We start from the raw sequence: 13,152 nt of genomic DNA on the forward strand, positions 1-13,152 counted from the left end.
ATGACGGCGGCCACCGGACAACCGGCGCGTTCGGTCCTCGCCTGCGGTGAGGTGCGCACCTGTCTGCTGCCGTCGTTCCAGGCGCTCGACGCCCGGGCCGCCGCCCAGCTGCTCAGGCTGCGCGCCGACGTGCACGTCCGGGTCTCGGAGCGGCCCAGCATGTACGTTCTGTCGCCCGAGGTCCTGACCGGAGTGGACTGCCGCCTGCCCGCCGCCAACGGCACCAAGGTCCGGGGCGTCGGTACGGTGGCCGCCCGCGCGGCGCTGACCGAGGGCCGGCTGCTCCAGTCGACCGCGTACTTCAGCCTCCCGGCCGCCGGCCCCGACATGCGGCGTCCCTGGGGGCAGTACCTCGTACGACCCGGCCTGGTCGAGCCGTTCGGCAAGCTGCCCCAACAGGCCACAGCGGAAGGCGTGTTGCGGGGCGCAGGGCGTGGCGAACTCGACCTCGGGATGATCTCCGAGGGCCTGCTCGCCCAGCTCCGCCGCCACGCGCTGCTGGACCGCCGGGTGCCGTTCAAGTCCAGCCCGACGCGGCTGCGGTGGGTCGCGCGGCGGACCCCGGCCGGTGAGCGGGCGTCCCTGGCGAACTTCACCGTCGCCGAGGGCGGGCTGCGGACCGTTGAGCTACTGCTTCCGGAGGACGTCCCGGCCTCCGCCGCGGCCGGTCTGTGCGAGGATCTCGCCCTGCACGACTGGCTTTTGACGACCGTTCAGCACATGCTGGACAACAACCGGATCGGCGCCATAGACGGACCCTCGGTGGTCGAGGCGCTGCATCCGGTCGTGGTTCATCTGCTGCATCTGTGGATGCCGCGCGCACACGTGGACCCCGCGCTGGGTCACCTGTGGGACGTGCTCGAAGAGAAACCGGGGTTCTCCCGTCAGTGGGAGAACCTGAGCCGGCGCATCAGAGATCGACTGGCCCTCCAGGCCGTGGCGGTGCCCCACCAGGCGCTCAGCACGCGCTGAGGGGCGGTACCGGAACCAGATACCCGACGGGGGAAGAGCAATGGGCGGAGCGTCATCGTTAGGAACAGGTGGCAACGGGCAAGTGGTACCGCGCCAGGAACCGCGCATGCCCAAGATGTTCTGGCGGATCCTGATCACCGCGGGGGCGGCGGCCGGGGCCTTCCTGCTGACCAGCATCCTCAGTGAGGACGACGGGAACATCTGGCAGTGGGTGGCGTCCATCGTCATCGGCAGCGCGGCCCTGATCGTGCAGTACCTGATCGACTTCGGGGAGCGGTTCGAGAAGGTCGACCGGCGCTTCAACGAGATCCTCGCCGCGACGACGCTGTTCAGCCAGGTCGACGGTTCGGTACTGCGCTCCGACGAGGTGACCCGGCTGGTCCTCGGCTACACCAAGGTCCGTGAGCAGGGCGGCGACATCATGCAGGCCTTCGCCGAGAAGGAACTGGGCCGGCTCGCCAAGATGATGGAAGGCCTCGGCAGCGGCAGCGCGGACTGCCCCGGCGAGAACCACGAGTGGCTGATCGACATCACCGACTGCGTCAAGATGACCCTCGACGCCACCAGCACCTCCGTGGACCGGGAGTTCTGGAGCAGCGGGCCCGCCGAGCGGTATCTCACGGCACAGGAGAAGGCGATCAAGAGGCGGGGCGTGGAGATCCGGCGCCTGTTCATCGTGCGGACCGAGGACGAGGTCACGCCGGAACTCAGAGCACTGTGCGACAACCATCGCAGGCGGGGTATCGATGCGCGCATCGCGGTGCGGTCGCTGATGGAGTCCAGCCCCAGGGTGAGCGACTTCATCGTCTTCGACGGCGAACTCTGCCACGAGACCAAGCCGGACCAGGAGAACAACCCGGACAGCACGTTGCTGAACGCCGAGCCGGACCATATCGAGGACCACGTCACCCAGTTCACCGAGCTGTGGGCTGAGGCGGAGCGTCAGCAGACGGCTCCGCGGGTCACCGCAGAGACGTGAGGAACCCGCGCCAGGCGTGGGCGGGGATGAGGAGTACGGGGCTGTCCGAGGCGAGTTTGGAGTCTCGGACGGGGACGACGCCGGGTATGCCGTCGGCGACCTCGACACAGTCCTCCCCACCGCTTCCGCCGCTGTAGCTGCTCGTGCGCCAGCAAGCGTGGCTCAGGTCGTACTCGCCCATCGTCTGAAGTCCTCCGCTGCCGACTCGATCAGGGCCAGGGACGCCTCCCCCGACAACGCGGTGGCCCTGAGCAGATCGTAAGACGCCTGGACCCGCTTCACCACAGCCGGGTCGTCTAGCAGACTCCCCGAAAGCACGCCCTCTGTATAGACAGTTGGTGGGGCGTCCTCGAACTCCATGAGCTTCATCAGCTTGCCCATCTCCGGGTGTGCCCCAGCCGCGAACGGCAGCACCTGCACCATCACCTTGCGCTCCCGCATCAGCCGCGTGACGTGGTCCAGCTCGTGCGCCATCACCGCAGGATCGCCCACCGGGATGCGCAGGACCGTCTCGTGCAGGACGGCCCAATACATGGGCCGTGTAGCGTCCTTGAGGAGCTGCGTCCGGTCCATGCGGCCCCTGAGCAACTCCTCGATGTACTCGTCGGCGGCGAACGGGTTGCTCGCCAGGAAGACCGCGCGTGCGTACTCCGGTGTCTGAAGAAGCCCCGGGATCACCGCTGGCGCGTACTCGCAGATCTCCGTTGCCAGGCGCTCCAGTTCCGCCACATGCGCGAAGTACTCCGTATACGGCTGCTCCTTGATGAGCTTTCGCCAAAGGCGTTCGAAAATACCGTCGGTTTGCAGGGCCTCGTCAATCCGCTGCGCGACATCCCGCTGAGGCTTCCGAATGGCCTGTTCGAATTGGCCGATGTATCCGCCGGAGACAAATACCCGAGCCCCTAACTCCACCTGGGTGAGCCCGGCGTCCTCCCTTCGCCGTTTCAACTCCGCACCGAAGAACTCCCAGGCCGCCTGCCTCGAACCATTGGCCATGGCCAACCCCCTTGTACTGCCCTGCACTTGTAGGGCACAGACTCCTGCCGAGTGTAGGCGTCGCAGGTCACCATGGAGATGAAATGCGTGAAACCCAAATGGGAGGGGAGCAAGGTGTCGGCACGACACTCGGCGCACTGCGTCGAAGAAGCGGAGGAAGCAGTGAAGGAATTGCGGGCGGTGCTGGAGAAGGCAGGAATTACGCTTCCGACACTCCGGATCGATCCGGCGAGTCTTGCGCGTGAAGCCCCTTGCCCGCTCGTTGAATTGGGCCGGTGTTCGGTCGAGACCGCGCAGCGCCTCGCGGCGGTGTTGCGGTGAAGCCACCGATCGGGTCGTACGTCGTGGACACACGCAGGGGGATGATCGGCGTCGTGATGGGACATGAGGGGCCGTACGTTCAGCTGAGACCGTACGGGGGCGGGAAGGAGTGGGACGCCGAGCCGGGCGCGGTACGCACGGCGACCCCCGCCGAGCGGCTGCGCGCGGCGACGGCGTACGCCAACGCACGCAGCCGGGGTGAGGTTCCTTGACGTAAGGGCGGGCCCGTAAAGTGCGGCGGCATGGGCTTGTGGAAGAGATGGAGGAGGCGGGGGCCGAAGACGTCCCGGCGCTACCCCGTGCCGCTCACCACGCACCAGCTGTGGATGGTGGCGCTGAGCGCGCCGGTGAGCCGGGACAGCGGCGCCTCGCGGAAGACCCTGTACCCGTACACGCGGATCGACGACGACAGTGCCCGGCGCTGGCTGGCCGAGCAGTGGGAGATCACGTCGCGCAAGGAGCTGGTCGACCGGCTCGACGACCTGTCCCGCATCGGGTACCGGGCGCGGGCGCTGCAGGTCACCGGCGTCGCGCCGCTCGCCTGGGACGCCGCGCTGTACGTCGACATCACCCGCCGTGGCTTCGGCTGCGGGCTGATCGACGAGCCGGACGCCTGGACCGCGCTGAAGAACATCGTGCCGGCGGTGGTGGGGACGTACGGCTCCTGGCAGGAGTACGCCGCTCACTATCTGCTCGGCCGGCAGGTCTGGCGGGACGGGCTGCGGGGGAGGGCGGAATCCGCCTCCGACCTCCCGGCTCCGCAGGCCACCGCCGATGTGCATCTGCGGTCGCTGCTGGACCCGGCGAATCGTTCCAGCCCTTGGAACCTCGCCCCCTGGAGCACGATCAGCCACCCCGACCGCCCACGCTGACTCCGGGCGTACGAGAGAATGACCCCATGAGTCTGTTCCCTCGGCCGGAAGCCCACGGAGGCCCGCGATGAGCCTCTTCCGGGATGACGGCATCGTCCTGCGCACCCAGAAGCTGGGCGAAGCGGACCGGATCATGCTGTGCTGCCCCGGGGGACAACCCCCGGACCCCCGGCCGAAAGCCCGCGGGGGTGCGGAATGAGTCTCTTCCGGGATGACGGCATCGTCCTGCGCACCCAGAAGCTGGGCGAAGCGGACCGGATCATCACGTTGCTCACCCGTGGACACGGGCGGGTGCGGGCCGTGGCCCGGGGTGTGCGGCGGACGAAGTCCAAGTTCGGGGCCCGCCTCGAACCCTTCTCCCACGTCGACGTGCAGTTCTTCGCGCGGGGGAGCGAGCTGATCGGGCGCGGGCTGCCGCTGTGCACGCAGAGCGAGACCATCGCTCCGTACGGCGGCGGGATCGTCAGCGACTACGCGCGCTACACCGCCGGGACGGCCATGCTGGAGACCGCGGAGCGGTTCGCCGATCATGAGGGCGAGCCGGCCGTGCAGCAGTACCTGCTGCTCGTCGGGGCCCTGCGCACCCTCTCCCGTGGCGAGCACGCCCCGAACCTCGTTCTCGACGCCTTCCTGCTGCGGTCGCTCGCCGTCAACGGCTACGCCCCCAGCTTCAGCGACTGTGCGAAGTGCGGTATGCCCGGTCCGAACCGCTTCTTCTCCGTGGGCTCCGGGGGCTCGGTCTGTGTCGACTGCCGGGTGCCCGGTAGCGTCGTACCGTCGCCGCAGACACTCGAACTGCTCGCCGCGCTGCTTACGGGAGACTGGGAGTCGGCGGACGCCTGCGAGCCGCGGTACGTCCGGGAGGGCAGCGGGATCGTGTCCGCCTATCTGCACTGGCACCTGGAGCGCGGGCTGCGCTCGCTTCGGTACGTGGAAAAGTAGAGGGAGACGGAAAGCACATGGTTGTGAGTGGGTTCCTGGGCCGCCGGCGCCGCGAGTACAAGACGCCGGAGCCGCATCCGTCCGGTGCCCGCGCGCCGAAGCTCCCCGGCGAGCTGGTCGCCAACCATGTGGCGATCGTCATGGACGGGAACGGCCGCTGGGCGAAGGAGCGCGGGCTGCCGCGCACCGAGGGCCACAAGGTCGGTGCCGAGCGGGTGCTCGACGTCCTCCAGGGCGCGATCGAGATCGGCGTCGGCGCGATCTCCCTGTACGCCTTCTCCACCGAGAACTGGAAGCGGTCGCCGGACGAGGTGCGCTTCCTCATGAACTTCAACCGCGACTTCATCCGCAAGACCCGCGACCAGCTCGACGAGCTGGGCATCCGGGTGCGGTGGGTCGGCCGGATGCCCAAGCTGTGGAAGTCGGTCGCCAAGGAGCTGGAGATCTCCCAGGAGCAGACCAAGGACAACGACAAGCTGACCCTGTACTTCTGCATGAACTACGGCGGCCGGGCCGAGATCGCGGACGCCGCGCAGGCCCTCGCCGAGGACGTACGGGCCGGGCGGCTGGACCCGTCCAAGGTCACCGAGAAGACCTTCGCGAAGTACCTGTACTACCCGGACATGCCGGACGTGGACCTGTTCCTGCGCCCCAGTGGCGAGCAGCGCACCTCCAACTACCTTCTCTGGCAGAGCGCTTACGCCGAGATGGTCTTCCAGGACGTCCTGTGGCCGGACTTCGACCGGCGTGACCTGTGGCGCGCCTGCGTGGAGTTCGCGTCGCGCGACCGGCGGTTCGGCGGGGCGATCCCGAACGAGGAGCTGCTGGCGATGGAGGGCCGCTCCGAGGAGAGCTGACCTCGCGCACGCACGGGAACGGCCCCGCCCACCGAAGTGGAGCGGGGCCGTTCGCGGTTCGAGCCCGACGTCAGTTGTCGTTCTTGAACGTGTAGCCCTTGCACTCGCTCTCCGCGCCGCCCTTGTAGCGGCAGAAGAGGAACGCGATGTTGGTGTTCTCCGGCAGGTTGTACGAACCGCCCATGGACGCCTTCTTGGTGGCGGAGTTGCCCTCGCCGCCGACCGAGAACTCGTACAGCTTCGCGCCGTACAGCTCGTGCTTGTACACGAACATCTTCACGGCATAGCCGTCGGCGTCGTTGTCCTTGATGGTGACGACATCGCCGTACTCGTTGAAGTAGCCGGTACCGCTCCAGTCGACGCCGGGCACGTTGCCCCAGGCGTCCCCCGTGTGCATGGTGTGGTCGGCCGCGACAGCGGAGTTGGCGACTCCGAGCACGAGCGCCGCGCTCGCCGCGGCCACGCCTGCCATACGTCCCAGCTTCAAGTTGTGCCCCCTGTGGTCACTTTCAGCCTCTGCGTGCGCAGAAGCCGACGTGATCCTATGGCCAAAGGATCACGTACAAGCAACCTGTTATTCATCTCACGCGACGAAGTCACGAGACGAAGTCACGCGGCGAACTCACGCGCAGGACTCAGGCGTTGGCGGCCGCGCACTCCGCGCACGTGCCGAAGATCTCCACCGTGTGCGCCACGTTCACGAAGCCGTGCTCGGCGGCGATGGCGTCCGCCCACTTCTCCACCGCGGGGCCCTCGACCTCGACGGCCTTGCCGCAGACGCGGCAGACGAGGTGGTGGTGGTGTTCGCCGGTCGAGCAGCGGCGGTAGACCGACTCGCCGTCGGAGGTGCGCAGGACGTCGACCTCGCCGGCGTCGGCGAGGGACTGCAGGGTGCGGTAGACCGTGGTGAGCCCGACCGAGTCGCCCTTGTGCTTCAGCATGTCGTGGAGATCCTGCGCGCTGCGGAACTCATCGACCTCGTCGAGGGCCGCCGCCACGGCGGCCCGCTGCCGAGTCGCGCGGCCCTTTACGGGCGGTCCAGCCGTCGTCACCGGTTGCCTCCTCACGTCTGCACTTGCCGGGCCATTGTGCCAGCCCGGACTGTCAGCAGTCAGACGCCGACCTTGCCGGTGGCATCCCTGCTGGCCGGAATCGTGCACTCCGCCGGATCGCCGGCGGGTTGCGCCGCCGCCAGCGCACGGGCCCTGCGGCGGGCCAGCGGGGCCGCCAGGGCGGTGAGCGCGATGAACGCGCCGATGGTCAGCAGCACGATCGTCGCGCCGGGCGGGACGTCCTGGTAGTACGACGTGACCGTGCCGCCGATCGTCACCGTGACCCCGATCGCGACGGCGATCGCGAACGTCGCCGCGAAGCTCCGGGTGAGCTGCTGGGCCGCCGCCACCGGCACCACCATCAGCGCGCTCACCAGGAGGAGCCCGACCACGCGCATCGCCACGGTGACGGTCACCGCCGCGGTGATCGCCGTCAGCAGGTTCAGGGCGCGCACCGGAAGGCCCGTGACCCGGGCGAACTCCTCGTCCTGGCTCACCGCGAACAGCTGGCGGCGCAGACCGAGGGTGACCAGCACCACGAACGCGGCGAGCAGGATGATCGCCGTCACGTCCGACTCGCTCACCGTGGAGAGGGAGCCGAAGAGGTACGAGGTCAGGTTGGCGTTCGAGCCGCCCGGCGCGAGGTTGATGAGCATCACGCCGCCGGCCATACCGCCGTAGAAGAGCATCGCGAGGGCGATGTCGCCGCGGGTCTTGCCGTACCAGCGGATCAGCTCCATCAGGACCGCGCCCAGGACGGAGACCAGCGTGGCCATCCACACCGGCGACCAGGAGAGCAGGAAGCCGAGGCCGACGCCCGTCATCGCCACGTGGCCGATTCCGTCGCCCATCAGGGCCTGGCGGCGCTGGACGAGGTAGATCCCGACGGCGGGCGCGGTGATGCCGACCAGGACGGCGGCGAGCAGCGCCCGCTGCATGAAGTCGTAGTTCAGGAATTCCATCAGCTCAGCAGCCCCGTCCGGATCGGTTCGGCGTCGTGAGCCGCGTGCGGGTGTACGTGGTCGTGGCCGGGCAGCGCGTGCTGGCCGACGGCCTTCGGGGGCGGGCCGTCGTGCGTCACGCAGCCGTCGCGCAGGACGACCGCCCGGTCGATCAGGGGCTCCAGCGGGCCGAGTTCGTGCAGGACCAGCAGGACCGTCGAGCCGGCGGCGACCTGCTCCCTGAGCGTCTGCGCGAGCACCTCCTGGCTGGCCAGGTCCACGCCCGCCATCGGCTCGTCCATGATCAGCAGTTCGGGCTCGGAGGCCAGGGCGCGGGCGATCAGCACCCGCTGGTGCTGGCCGCCGGACAGGGCGCCCACCGAGTCCTTCACCCGGTCCGTCATGCCGACGAGGTCCAGGGCGCGGCGTACGGCGGCGTGGTCGGCCTTGCGGAAGACGCCGAAGCGGGTGCGCGACAGGCGGCCCGAGGAGACGACCTCGCCGACCGTGGCGGGCACGCCGCCCGCGGCCGTCGTGCGCTGCGGGACGTAGCCCACCCGCGCCCAGTCGCGGAACCGGGCCCGCGGGGTGCCGAACAGCTCGATCTCGCCGGCGCTGACCGGCACCTGGCCGATGATGCTGCGCACGGCGGTCGACTTGCCCGAGCCGTTGGCCCCGAGCAGGGCGACGACCTCACCGCGGCCCACGGTGAGGTCGATGCCGCGCAGGACGGGGCGCGAGCCCAGCTCGGCGCGGATGCCGCGCAGCGAAATGACGGGCTCGGTCATGCCGTCCTCCGTAGGTTGATCACTTGGCCCCCAGCGCGGTCTGCAGCGCCTTGAGGTTGGCCTCCATGACCTGGAAGTAGTCGTCGCCCTTGGACTTGTCGGTGATGCCTTCCAGCGGATCGAGAACGTCCGTCTTGAGGCCCGCGTCGTCGGCGAGGGTCTTCGCGGTCTTGTCGGACACCAGTGTCTCGTAGAACACGGTGGTCACGCCGTCGGCCTTGGCCTCCTTCTGGAGTTCCTTGATCCGGGCCGGGCTGGGCTCGCTGTCCGGGTCGACGCCGGCGATGGCCTCCTGGGTCAGGCCGTAGCGCTCGGCGAGGTAGGTGAAGGCGGCGTGGTTGGTGAAGAAGACCTTGGTCCTGGTGTCCTTCAGGCCGTCCGCGAACTGGGTGTTGAGGCCGTCGAGCTTCTTGACCAGCGCGTCGGTGTTCTTCTTGTAGTCGGCCGCGTGGTCCGGGTCGGCCTTCTCGAAGGCCGCGCCGACGCCCTTGGCGATCTCGGCGTACTTCACCGGGTCCAGCCAGACGTGCGGGTCGAGGGCGTGGCCCTCCTCCTCGGAGTGCTCCTCCTCGGCGTGCTCGCCCGCGTGCTCGTGCTCGACGTCGCCGTGGTCCTCCAGCTTGGTCAGCGTGGCGGCGTCGATCTTCGTGTCCAGGCCCGCCTGCCCGATGGCCTCGTCGACGGACGGCTGGAGGCCCTTGAGGTAGAGCGCCGCGTCGGAGTCCTCCAGCTGGGCCCGCTGCCGGGCGCTGATCTCCAGGTCGTGCGGCTCCTGGCCGGGTTCGGTCAGACTGGAGACGTTCACATGGCTGCCGCCGATCTGCTCGGCGAGGAAGGCCATGGGGTAGAACGACGCGACGACGTCGAACTTGTCCGTGTTGCCCGCGGCCGCGCTGTCCGAGGAGCAGGCGGAGAGCGTGCCGATACCGAGAGCGGTGACGGCCGCCAGGGCAAGCCCGGATATGTGATGTCGTCGTACGTTCATGACAGTCATTTTCAGCAAAGGTGGAAACGATTGTCAACAAGCGTGAGGGGCTGTCCACAGAGGGCTACCGATTTGGTTGAGGGGGAGGACCCGCCGGTACCCTGAAGCATTCGCTGTGAAGCGCCTCGCTTCGTCGCCCGTCGTCGTAATGAAGAGAGCACCGTGGCCGCCGACAAGATCGACACCATCGTCAGCCTGAGCAAGCGCCGTGGCTTCGTATTTCCCTGCAGTGAGATCTACGGCGGTCAGCGTGCCGCGTGGGATTACGGGCCGCTGGGTGTCGAGCTCAAGGAGAACCTCAAGCGCCAGTGGTGGCGCTACATGGTGACGTCGCGCGAGGACGTGGTCGGTATCGACTCGTCCGTGATCCTGGCCCCCGAGGTCTGGGTCGCCTCCGGCCACGTCGCCACCTTCACGGACCCGCTCACCGAGTGCACCTCCTGCCACAAGCGGTTCCGCGCGGACCACCTGGAGGAGTCGTACGAGGAGAAGAAGGGCCGCGTCCCGGAGAACGGCCTCGCCGACATCAACTGCCCCAACTGCGGTAATAAGGGCCAGTTCACCGAGCCCAAGCAGTTCTCGGGTCTGCTGTCGACGCACCTCGGCCCGACCCAGGACTCCGGCTCGATCGCCTACCTGCGCCCCGAGACCGCCCAGGGCATCTTCACCAACTTCGGTCAGGTGCAGACCACCTCGCGCCGCAAGCCGCCGTTCGGCATCGCGCAGATGGGCAAGTCCTTCCGCAACGAGATCACGCCCGGCAACTTCATCTTCCGCACCCGCGAGTTCGAGCAGATGGAGATGGAGTTCTTCGTCAAGCCGGGCGAGGACGAGAAGTGGCAGGAGTACTGGATGCAGGAGCGCTGGAACTGGTACACCGGCCTCGGTCTCCGCGAGGAGAACATGCGCTGGTACGAGCACCCGGCTGAGAAGCTCTCCCACTACTCCAAGCGCACCGCCGACATCGAGTACCGCTTCTCGTTCGGCGGCAGCGAGTGGGGCGAGCTGGAGGGCGTCGCCAACCGCACCGACTACGACCTGAACGCCCACTCCAAGGCTTCCGGCCAGGACCTCTCCTACTTCGACCAGGAGGCCGGCGAGCGCTGGACGCCGTACGTCATCGAGCCCGCGGCCGGTGTCGGCCGCGCGATGCTGGCGTTCCTGCTCGACGCGTACGTCGAGGACGAGGCGCCGAACGCCAAGGGCAAGATGGAGAAGCGCACGGTGCTGCGGCTCGACCCGCGTCTGGCGCCGGTAAAGGTCGCGGTGCTGCCGCTGTCGCGCAACCCGGAGCTGTCCCCGAAGGCCAAGGGCCTCGCGCAGGCGCTGCGGCAGAACTGGAACATCGAGTTCGACGACGCCGGTGCGATCGGGCGTCGCTACCGTCGCCAGGACGAGATCGGTACGCCGTTCTGTGTGACCGTCGACTTCGACACGCTGGACGACAATGCGGTGACCGTGCGTGAGCGGGACTCGATGAAGCAGGAGCGCGTGTCGCTGGACCAGATCGAGGGGTACCTCGCCGCGAGGCTCGTCGGTTGCTAGGCGGGTGCTAGACCGCTGAGCGGGGCTGCGTCTGCCTTGCTTGTGTGATTCGCCGGCCGCGGGTTCGTTGTGGCTTGTCGCGCAGTTCCCCGCGCCCCTGAGGGGGTGCGGGGAACTCGGCGTTTACGGGGTGCCGTTGATTGGTCCTCTTGCGGCGTGGGCGATTGGACCTGTTGGCGGGGTGCCCGTGGCCGGAGGGTGGCGGGCATGAGCATCGCCTTTTTGCTGACCACTCTCGTTGTCGTTGCGACGCCCGGCACCGGTGTCGTCTACACCCTGGCGGCCGGGCTCTCCCGTGGGCGGCGGGCCAGTGTTGTTGCCGCGCTCGGGTGCACGCTCGGGATCGTGCCGCATGTGCTGGCCACGGTGACCGGGCTGGCGGCGCTGCTGAATGCCAGCGCCGCCGCCTTCCAGATCCTCAAGTACGCCGGTGTCGCCTATCTCCTCTACATGGCCTGGGCGACCGTGCGGGACAAGGACGCGATCGCCGTCGAGGAGGGCACCACCCCGGACTCGGCGCGGCAGGTGATCGTCCGGGCCGTGCTGATCAACATCCTCAATCCGAAGCTGACGATCTTCTTCTTCGCGTTCCTGCCGCAGTTCGTGAGCCCGCACGAGCCGCACGCGCTGATGCGGATGCTGGCGCTGAGCGGGGTGTTCATGCTGGCGACGTTCCTGGTCTTCGCGGCGTACGGCGTCCTGGCCGCGTCCGTGCGCAGCCACGTCACCTCCCGGCCGAGGGTGATGACGTGGCTGCGGCGGAGCTTCGCCGGGTCGTTCGTGGCGCTGGGGGCGAAGCTCGCCCTCACGCCCAGGTGAGCCTCAACGGCCCTGCAAGGACTTCACGTTGTCGCCGAACGTCCAGTTCTTCGAGCCGTCCCAGTTGAGCGACCAGGTCATCAGGCCCTTGAGGGATGTGCCGTAGTGGCGCCAGGCCTGGGCGACCAGGGACGGGGACATGTAGCCGCCGCCCGCGCCGGACTGGGCGGGCAGGCCCGGGACCTGCTTGTCGTACGGGACCTTGATGGTCGTGCCCTGGATGACCAGGCCCTTGTTGAGGCAGTCGGTCTGGGCGGTGAAGCCCTGGACGGTGCCGGCGGAGTAGGAGTCGCCGGAGCAGCCGTACATGCTGCCGTTGTAGTACTGCATGTTCAGCCACCACAGGCGGCCGTTGTCGGCGTACTTCTTGATGACCGGCAGATAGGCGCCCCAGATCGAGCCGTAGGTGACGCTGCCCCCGGTGACGTACGCCGTCTCGGGGGCCATGGTGAGGCCGAAGTTCGACGGCATCTGGGCCAGGACCCCGTCGATGATGCGGATCAAGTTGGCCTGCGATGGGGAGAGTTGGCTGATGTTTCCGCTGCCGACCAGGCCCGTCTCGATGTCTATGTCGATGCCGTCGAAGTTGTACTTCTTCAGGATCGGGACGATCGTCGCGACGAAACGGTCCGCCACGGCCGTCGAACTGAGGTCGATGCCGGCCGTCGCGCCGCCGATCGAGAGCAGGAGCGTCTGGCCCGACGCCTTCGCCGCGCACATCTCCGCGGGTGTCGCCACCTTTACGCCCGTGTCCATGCCGTCCTCCCAGAGCGCGGTGCCGTCGGAGCGGATCACCGGGAAGGCCGCGTTGATCACGTTGTAGCCGTGGGCCGCGATGCGGGAGTCGGTGATCGGGGTCCAGCCGAAGGGCGGGTGGACGCCGTTGGCGGCGCCGTCCCAGTTCTCCCAGTAGCCCTGGAGGACCTTGCCGGACGGCTTCGACTTCACGGCACAGGTGTCGGCGGCGACGGCGGGGGCGGCGACGGGGACTTGGGTCAGACAGGCGGTCGCCAGGGCGGTGGCGAGCAGGCGCAGGGCGCGGCGGAGCATACGGGGCCTCCCGGTGGGGGGTGCGGTGAGGTG

Annotated in this window: 18 protein-coding genes; 10 read left to right on the forward strand and 8 right to left on the reverse strand. The window is 68.5% G+C overall.

The features are described from left to right. Both OG331_RS33345 and OG331_RS33350 read left to right on the forward strand, forming a co-directional pair. The gene (locus tag OG331_RS33345) at positions 1-972 is read left to right on the forward strand and encodes an SCO2521 family protein (protein WP_406203040.1); all 972 of its coding nucleotides are present in this window, start codon (positions 1-3) and stop codon (positions 970-972) included. 106 nt (positions 973-1,078) lie between these two features. Continuing rightward, positions 1,079-1,951, forward strand: a complete 873-nt coding sequence (locus OG331_RS33350) for a DUF6879 family protein (RefSeq protein ID WP_406203042.1) — start codon at positions 1,079-1,081, stop codon at positions 1,949-1,951. Here OG331_RS33350 and OG331_RS33355 read toward each other — a convergent pair. Together OG331_RS33355 and OG331_RS33360 are read right to left on the reverse strand one after the other, a co-directional pair. Next, a complete protein-coding gene (locus OG331_RS33355; protein ID WP_406203044.1) occupies positions 1,935-2,132 on the reverse strand; it encodes a DUF397 domain-containing protein in 198 nt (65 codons plus the stop codon). The two genes, OG331_RS33350 and OG331_RS33355, sit on opposite strands and share 17 nt — an antisense overlap. Beyond that, positions 2,114-2,947, reverse strand: a complete 834-nt coding sequence (locus OG331_RS33360) for a helix-turn-helix domain-containing protein (RefSeq protein ID WP_406203046.1) — start codon at positions 2,945-2,947, stop codon at positions 2,114-2,116. Before OG331_RS33360 ends, OG331_RS33355 begins: the two co-directional genes overlap by 19 nt. A gap of 87 nt (positions 2,948-3,034) precedes the next feature. Here OG331_RS33360 and OG331_RS33365 point away from each other — a divergent pair, with 87 nt between their 5' ends. From OG331_RS33365 to OG331_RS33390, 6 genes are all read left to right on the forward strand, one after another. Next, the gene (locus tag OG331_RS33365; protein ID WP_406203048.1) at positions 3,035-3,268 is read left to right on the forward strand and encodes a hypothetical protein; all 234 of its coding nucleotides are present in this window, start codon (positions 3,035-3,037) and stop codon (positions 3,266-3,268) included. Then, on the forward strand, positions 3,265-3,480 hold the full coding sequence (locus OG331_RS33370; RefSeq protein WP_406203050.1) for a hypothetical protein: 216 nt from the start codon (positions 3,265-3,267) through the stop codon (positions 3,478-3,480). The genes OG331_RS33365 and OG331_RS33370 overlap by 4 nt, the downstream gene beginning before the upstream one ends. Before the next feature lie 30 nt (positions 3,481-3,510). Further along, positions 3,511-4,140, forward strand: a complete 630-nt coding sequence (locus OG331_RS33375; protein ID WP_406203052.1) for a DUF1266 domain-containing protein — start codon at positions 3,511-3,513, stop codon at positions 4,138-4,140. A gap of 67 nt (positions 4,141-4,207) precedes the next feature. Continuing rightward, positions 4,208-4,339, forward strand: a complete 132-nt coding sequence (locus OG331_RS33380) for a hypothetical protein (RefSeq protein ID WP_406203054.1) — start codon at positions 4,208-4,210, stop codon at positions 4,337-4,339. Beyond that, a complete protein-coding gene (gene recO / locus OG331_RS33385; protein WP_406203056.1) occupies positions 4,336-5,082 on the forward strand; it encodes a DNA repair protein RecO in 747 nt (248 codons plus the stop codon). The genes OG331_RS33380 and recO overlap by 4 nt, the downstream gene beginning before the upstream one ends. A 17-nt stretch (positions 5,083-5,099) precedes the next feature. After that, complete coding sequence (locus OG331_RS33390) at positions 5,100-5,939, forward strand: isoprenyl transferase (RefSeq protein ID WP_406203058.1); 840 nt, start codon at positions 5,100-5,102, stop codon at positions 5,937-5,939. A gap of 70 nt (positions 5,940-6,009) precedes the next feature. Here the strand turns inward: OG331_RS33390 and OG331_RS33395 are convergent, their stop codons facing one another. From OG331_RS33395 to OG331_RS33415, 5 genes are all read right to left on the reverse strand, one after another. Beyond that, positions 6,010-6,411: a hypothetical protein gene (locus tag OG331_RS33395; RefSeq protein WP_383235623.1), complete on the reverse strand. Its 402-nt coding sequence runs from the start codon at positions 6,409-6,411 to the stop codon at positions 6,010-6,012. Positions 6,412-6,574: 163 nt separating this feature from the next. Further along, positions 6,575-6,991, reverse strand: a complete 417-nt coding sequence (locus OG331_RS33400; RefSeq protein ID WP_362382444.1) for a transcriptional repressor — start codon at positions 6,989-6,991, stop codon at positions 6,575-6,577. A gap of 59 nt (positions 6,992-7,050) precedes the next feature. Further along, entirely contained in the window at positions 7,051-7,953 is a 903-nt protein-coding gene (locus tag OG331_RS33405) for a metal ABC transporter permease (protein WP_328881776.1), read from the reverse strand. Continuing rightward, complete coding sequence (locus OG331_RS33410) at positions 7,953-8,720, reverse strand: metal ABC transporter ATP-binding protein (protein WP_406203061.1); 768 nt, start codon at positions 8,718-8,720, stop codon at positions 7,953-7,955. The genes OG331_RS33405 and OG331_RS33410 overlap by 1 nt, the downstream gene beginning before the upstream one ends. Positions 8,721-8,739: 19 nt before the next feature. Further along, a complete protein-coding gene (locus OG331_RS33415) occupies positions 8,740-9,705 on the reverse strand; it encodes a metal ABC transporter substrate-binding protein (protein ID WP_406203063.1) in 966 nt (321 codons plus the stop codon). A 162-nt stretch (positions 9,706-9,867) separates the two neighbouring features. On the opposite strand from OG331_RS33415, the gene OG331_RS33420 reads away from it, so the two are divergent. Both OG331_RS33420 and OG331_RS33425 read left to right on the forward strand, forming a co-directional pair. Beyond that, positions 9,868-11,250, forward strand: a complete 1,383-nt coding sequence (locus OG331_RS33420) for a glycine--tRNA ligase (RefSeq protein WP_406203065.1) — start codon at positions 9,868-9,870, stop codon at positions 11,248-11,250. Between the two features lie 207 nt (positions 11,251-11,457). After that, entirely contained in the window at positions 11,458-12,069 is a 612-nt protein-coding gene (locus OG331_RS33425; protein WP_406203067.1) for a LysE family translocator, read from the forward strand. Positions 12,070-12,072: 3 nt separating this feature from the next. Here OG331_RS33425 and OG331_RS33430 read toward each other — a convergent pair whose 3' ends face one another. Next, entirely contained in the window at positions 12,073-13,119 is a 1,047-nt protein-coding gene (locus tag OG331_RS33430; RefSeq protein ID WP_406203069.1) for a chitinase, read from the reverse strand. Positions 13,120-13,152: the final 33 nt, after the last annotated feature.

It is taken from the genome of Streptomyces sp. NBC_01017, from assembly GCF_045162795.1.
GTDB lineage: Bacteria > Actinomycetota > Actinomycetes > Streptomycetales > Streptomycetaceae > Streptomyces > Streptomyces machairae.

Coding starts and splice junctions, on each gene's coding strand:
- OG331_RS33405 (WP_328881776.1), bottom strand. CDS start 7,953: ATGGAATTCCTGAACTACGACTTCATGCAGCGGGCGCTGCTCGCCGCC.
- OG331_RS33430 (WP_406203069.1), bottom strand. CDS start 13,119: ATGCTCCGCCGCGCCCTGCGCCTGCTCGCCACCGCCCTGGCGACCGCC.
- OG331_RS33415 (WP_406203063.1), bottom strand. CDS start 9,705: ATGAACGTACGACGACATCACATATCCGGGCTTGCCCTGGCGGCCGTC.
- recO (WP_406203056.1), top strand. CDS start 4,336: ATGAGTCTCTTCCGGGATGACGGCATCGTCCTGCGCACCCAGAAGCTG.
- OG331_RS33425 (WP_406203067.1), top strand. CDS start 11,458: ATGAGCATCGCCTTTTTGCTGACCACTCTCGTTGTCGTTGCGACGCCC.
- OG331_RS33360 (WP_406203046.1), bottom strand. CDS start 2,947: ATGGCCAATGGTTCGAGGCAGGCGGCCTGGGAGTTCTTCGGTGCGGAG.
- OG331_RS33380 (WP_406203054.1), top strand. CDS start 4,208: ATGAGCCTCTTCCGGGATGACGGCATCGTCCTGCGCACCCAGAAGCTG.
- OG331_RS33390 (WP_406203058.1), top strand. CDS start 5,100: ATGGTTGTGAGTGGGTTCCTGGGCCGCCGGCGCCGCGAGTACAAGACG.
- OG331_RS33355 (WP_406203044.1), bottom strand. CDS start 2,132: ATGGGCGAGTACGACCTGAGCCACGCTTGCTGGCGCACGAGCAGCTAC.
- OG331_RS33375 (WP_406203052.1), top strand. CDS start 3,511: ATGGGCTTGTGGAAGAGATGGAGGAGGCGGGGGCCGAAGACGTCCCGG.
- OG331_RS33350 (WP_406203042.1), top strand. CDS start 1,079: ATGCCCAAGATGTTCTGGCGGATCCTGATCACCGCGGGGGCGGCGGCC.
- OG331_RS33345 (WP_406203040.1), top strand. CDS start 1: ATGACGGCGGCCACCGGACAACCGGCGCGTTCGGTCCTCGCCTGCGGT.
- OG331_RS33395 (WP_383235623.1), bottom strand. CDS start 6,411: ATGGCAGGCGTGGCCGCGGCGAGCGCGGCGCTCGTGCTCGGAGTCGCC.
- OG331_RS33410 (WP_406203061.1), bottom strand. CDS start 8,720: ATGACCGAGCCCGTCATTTCGCTGCGCGGCATCCGCGCCGAGCTGGGC.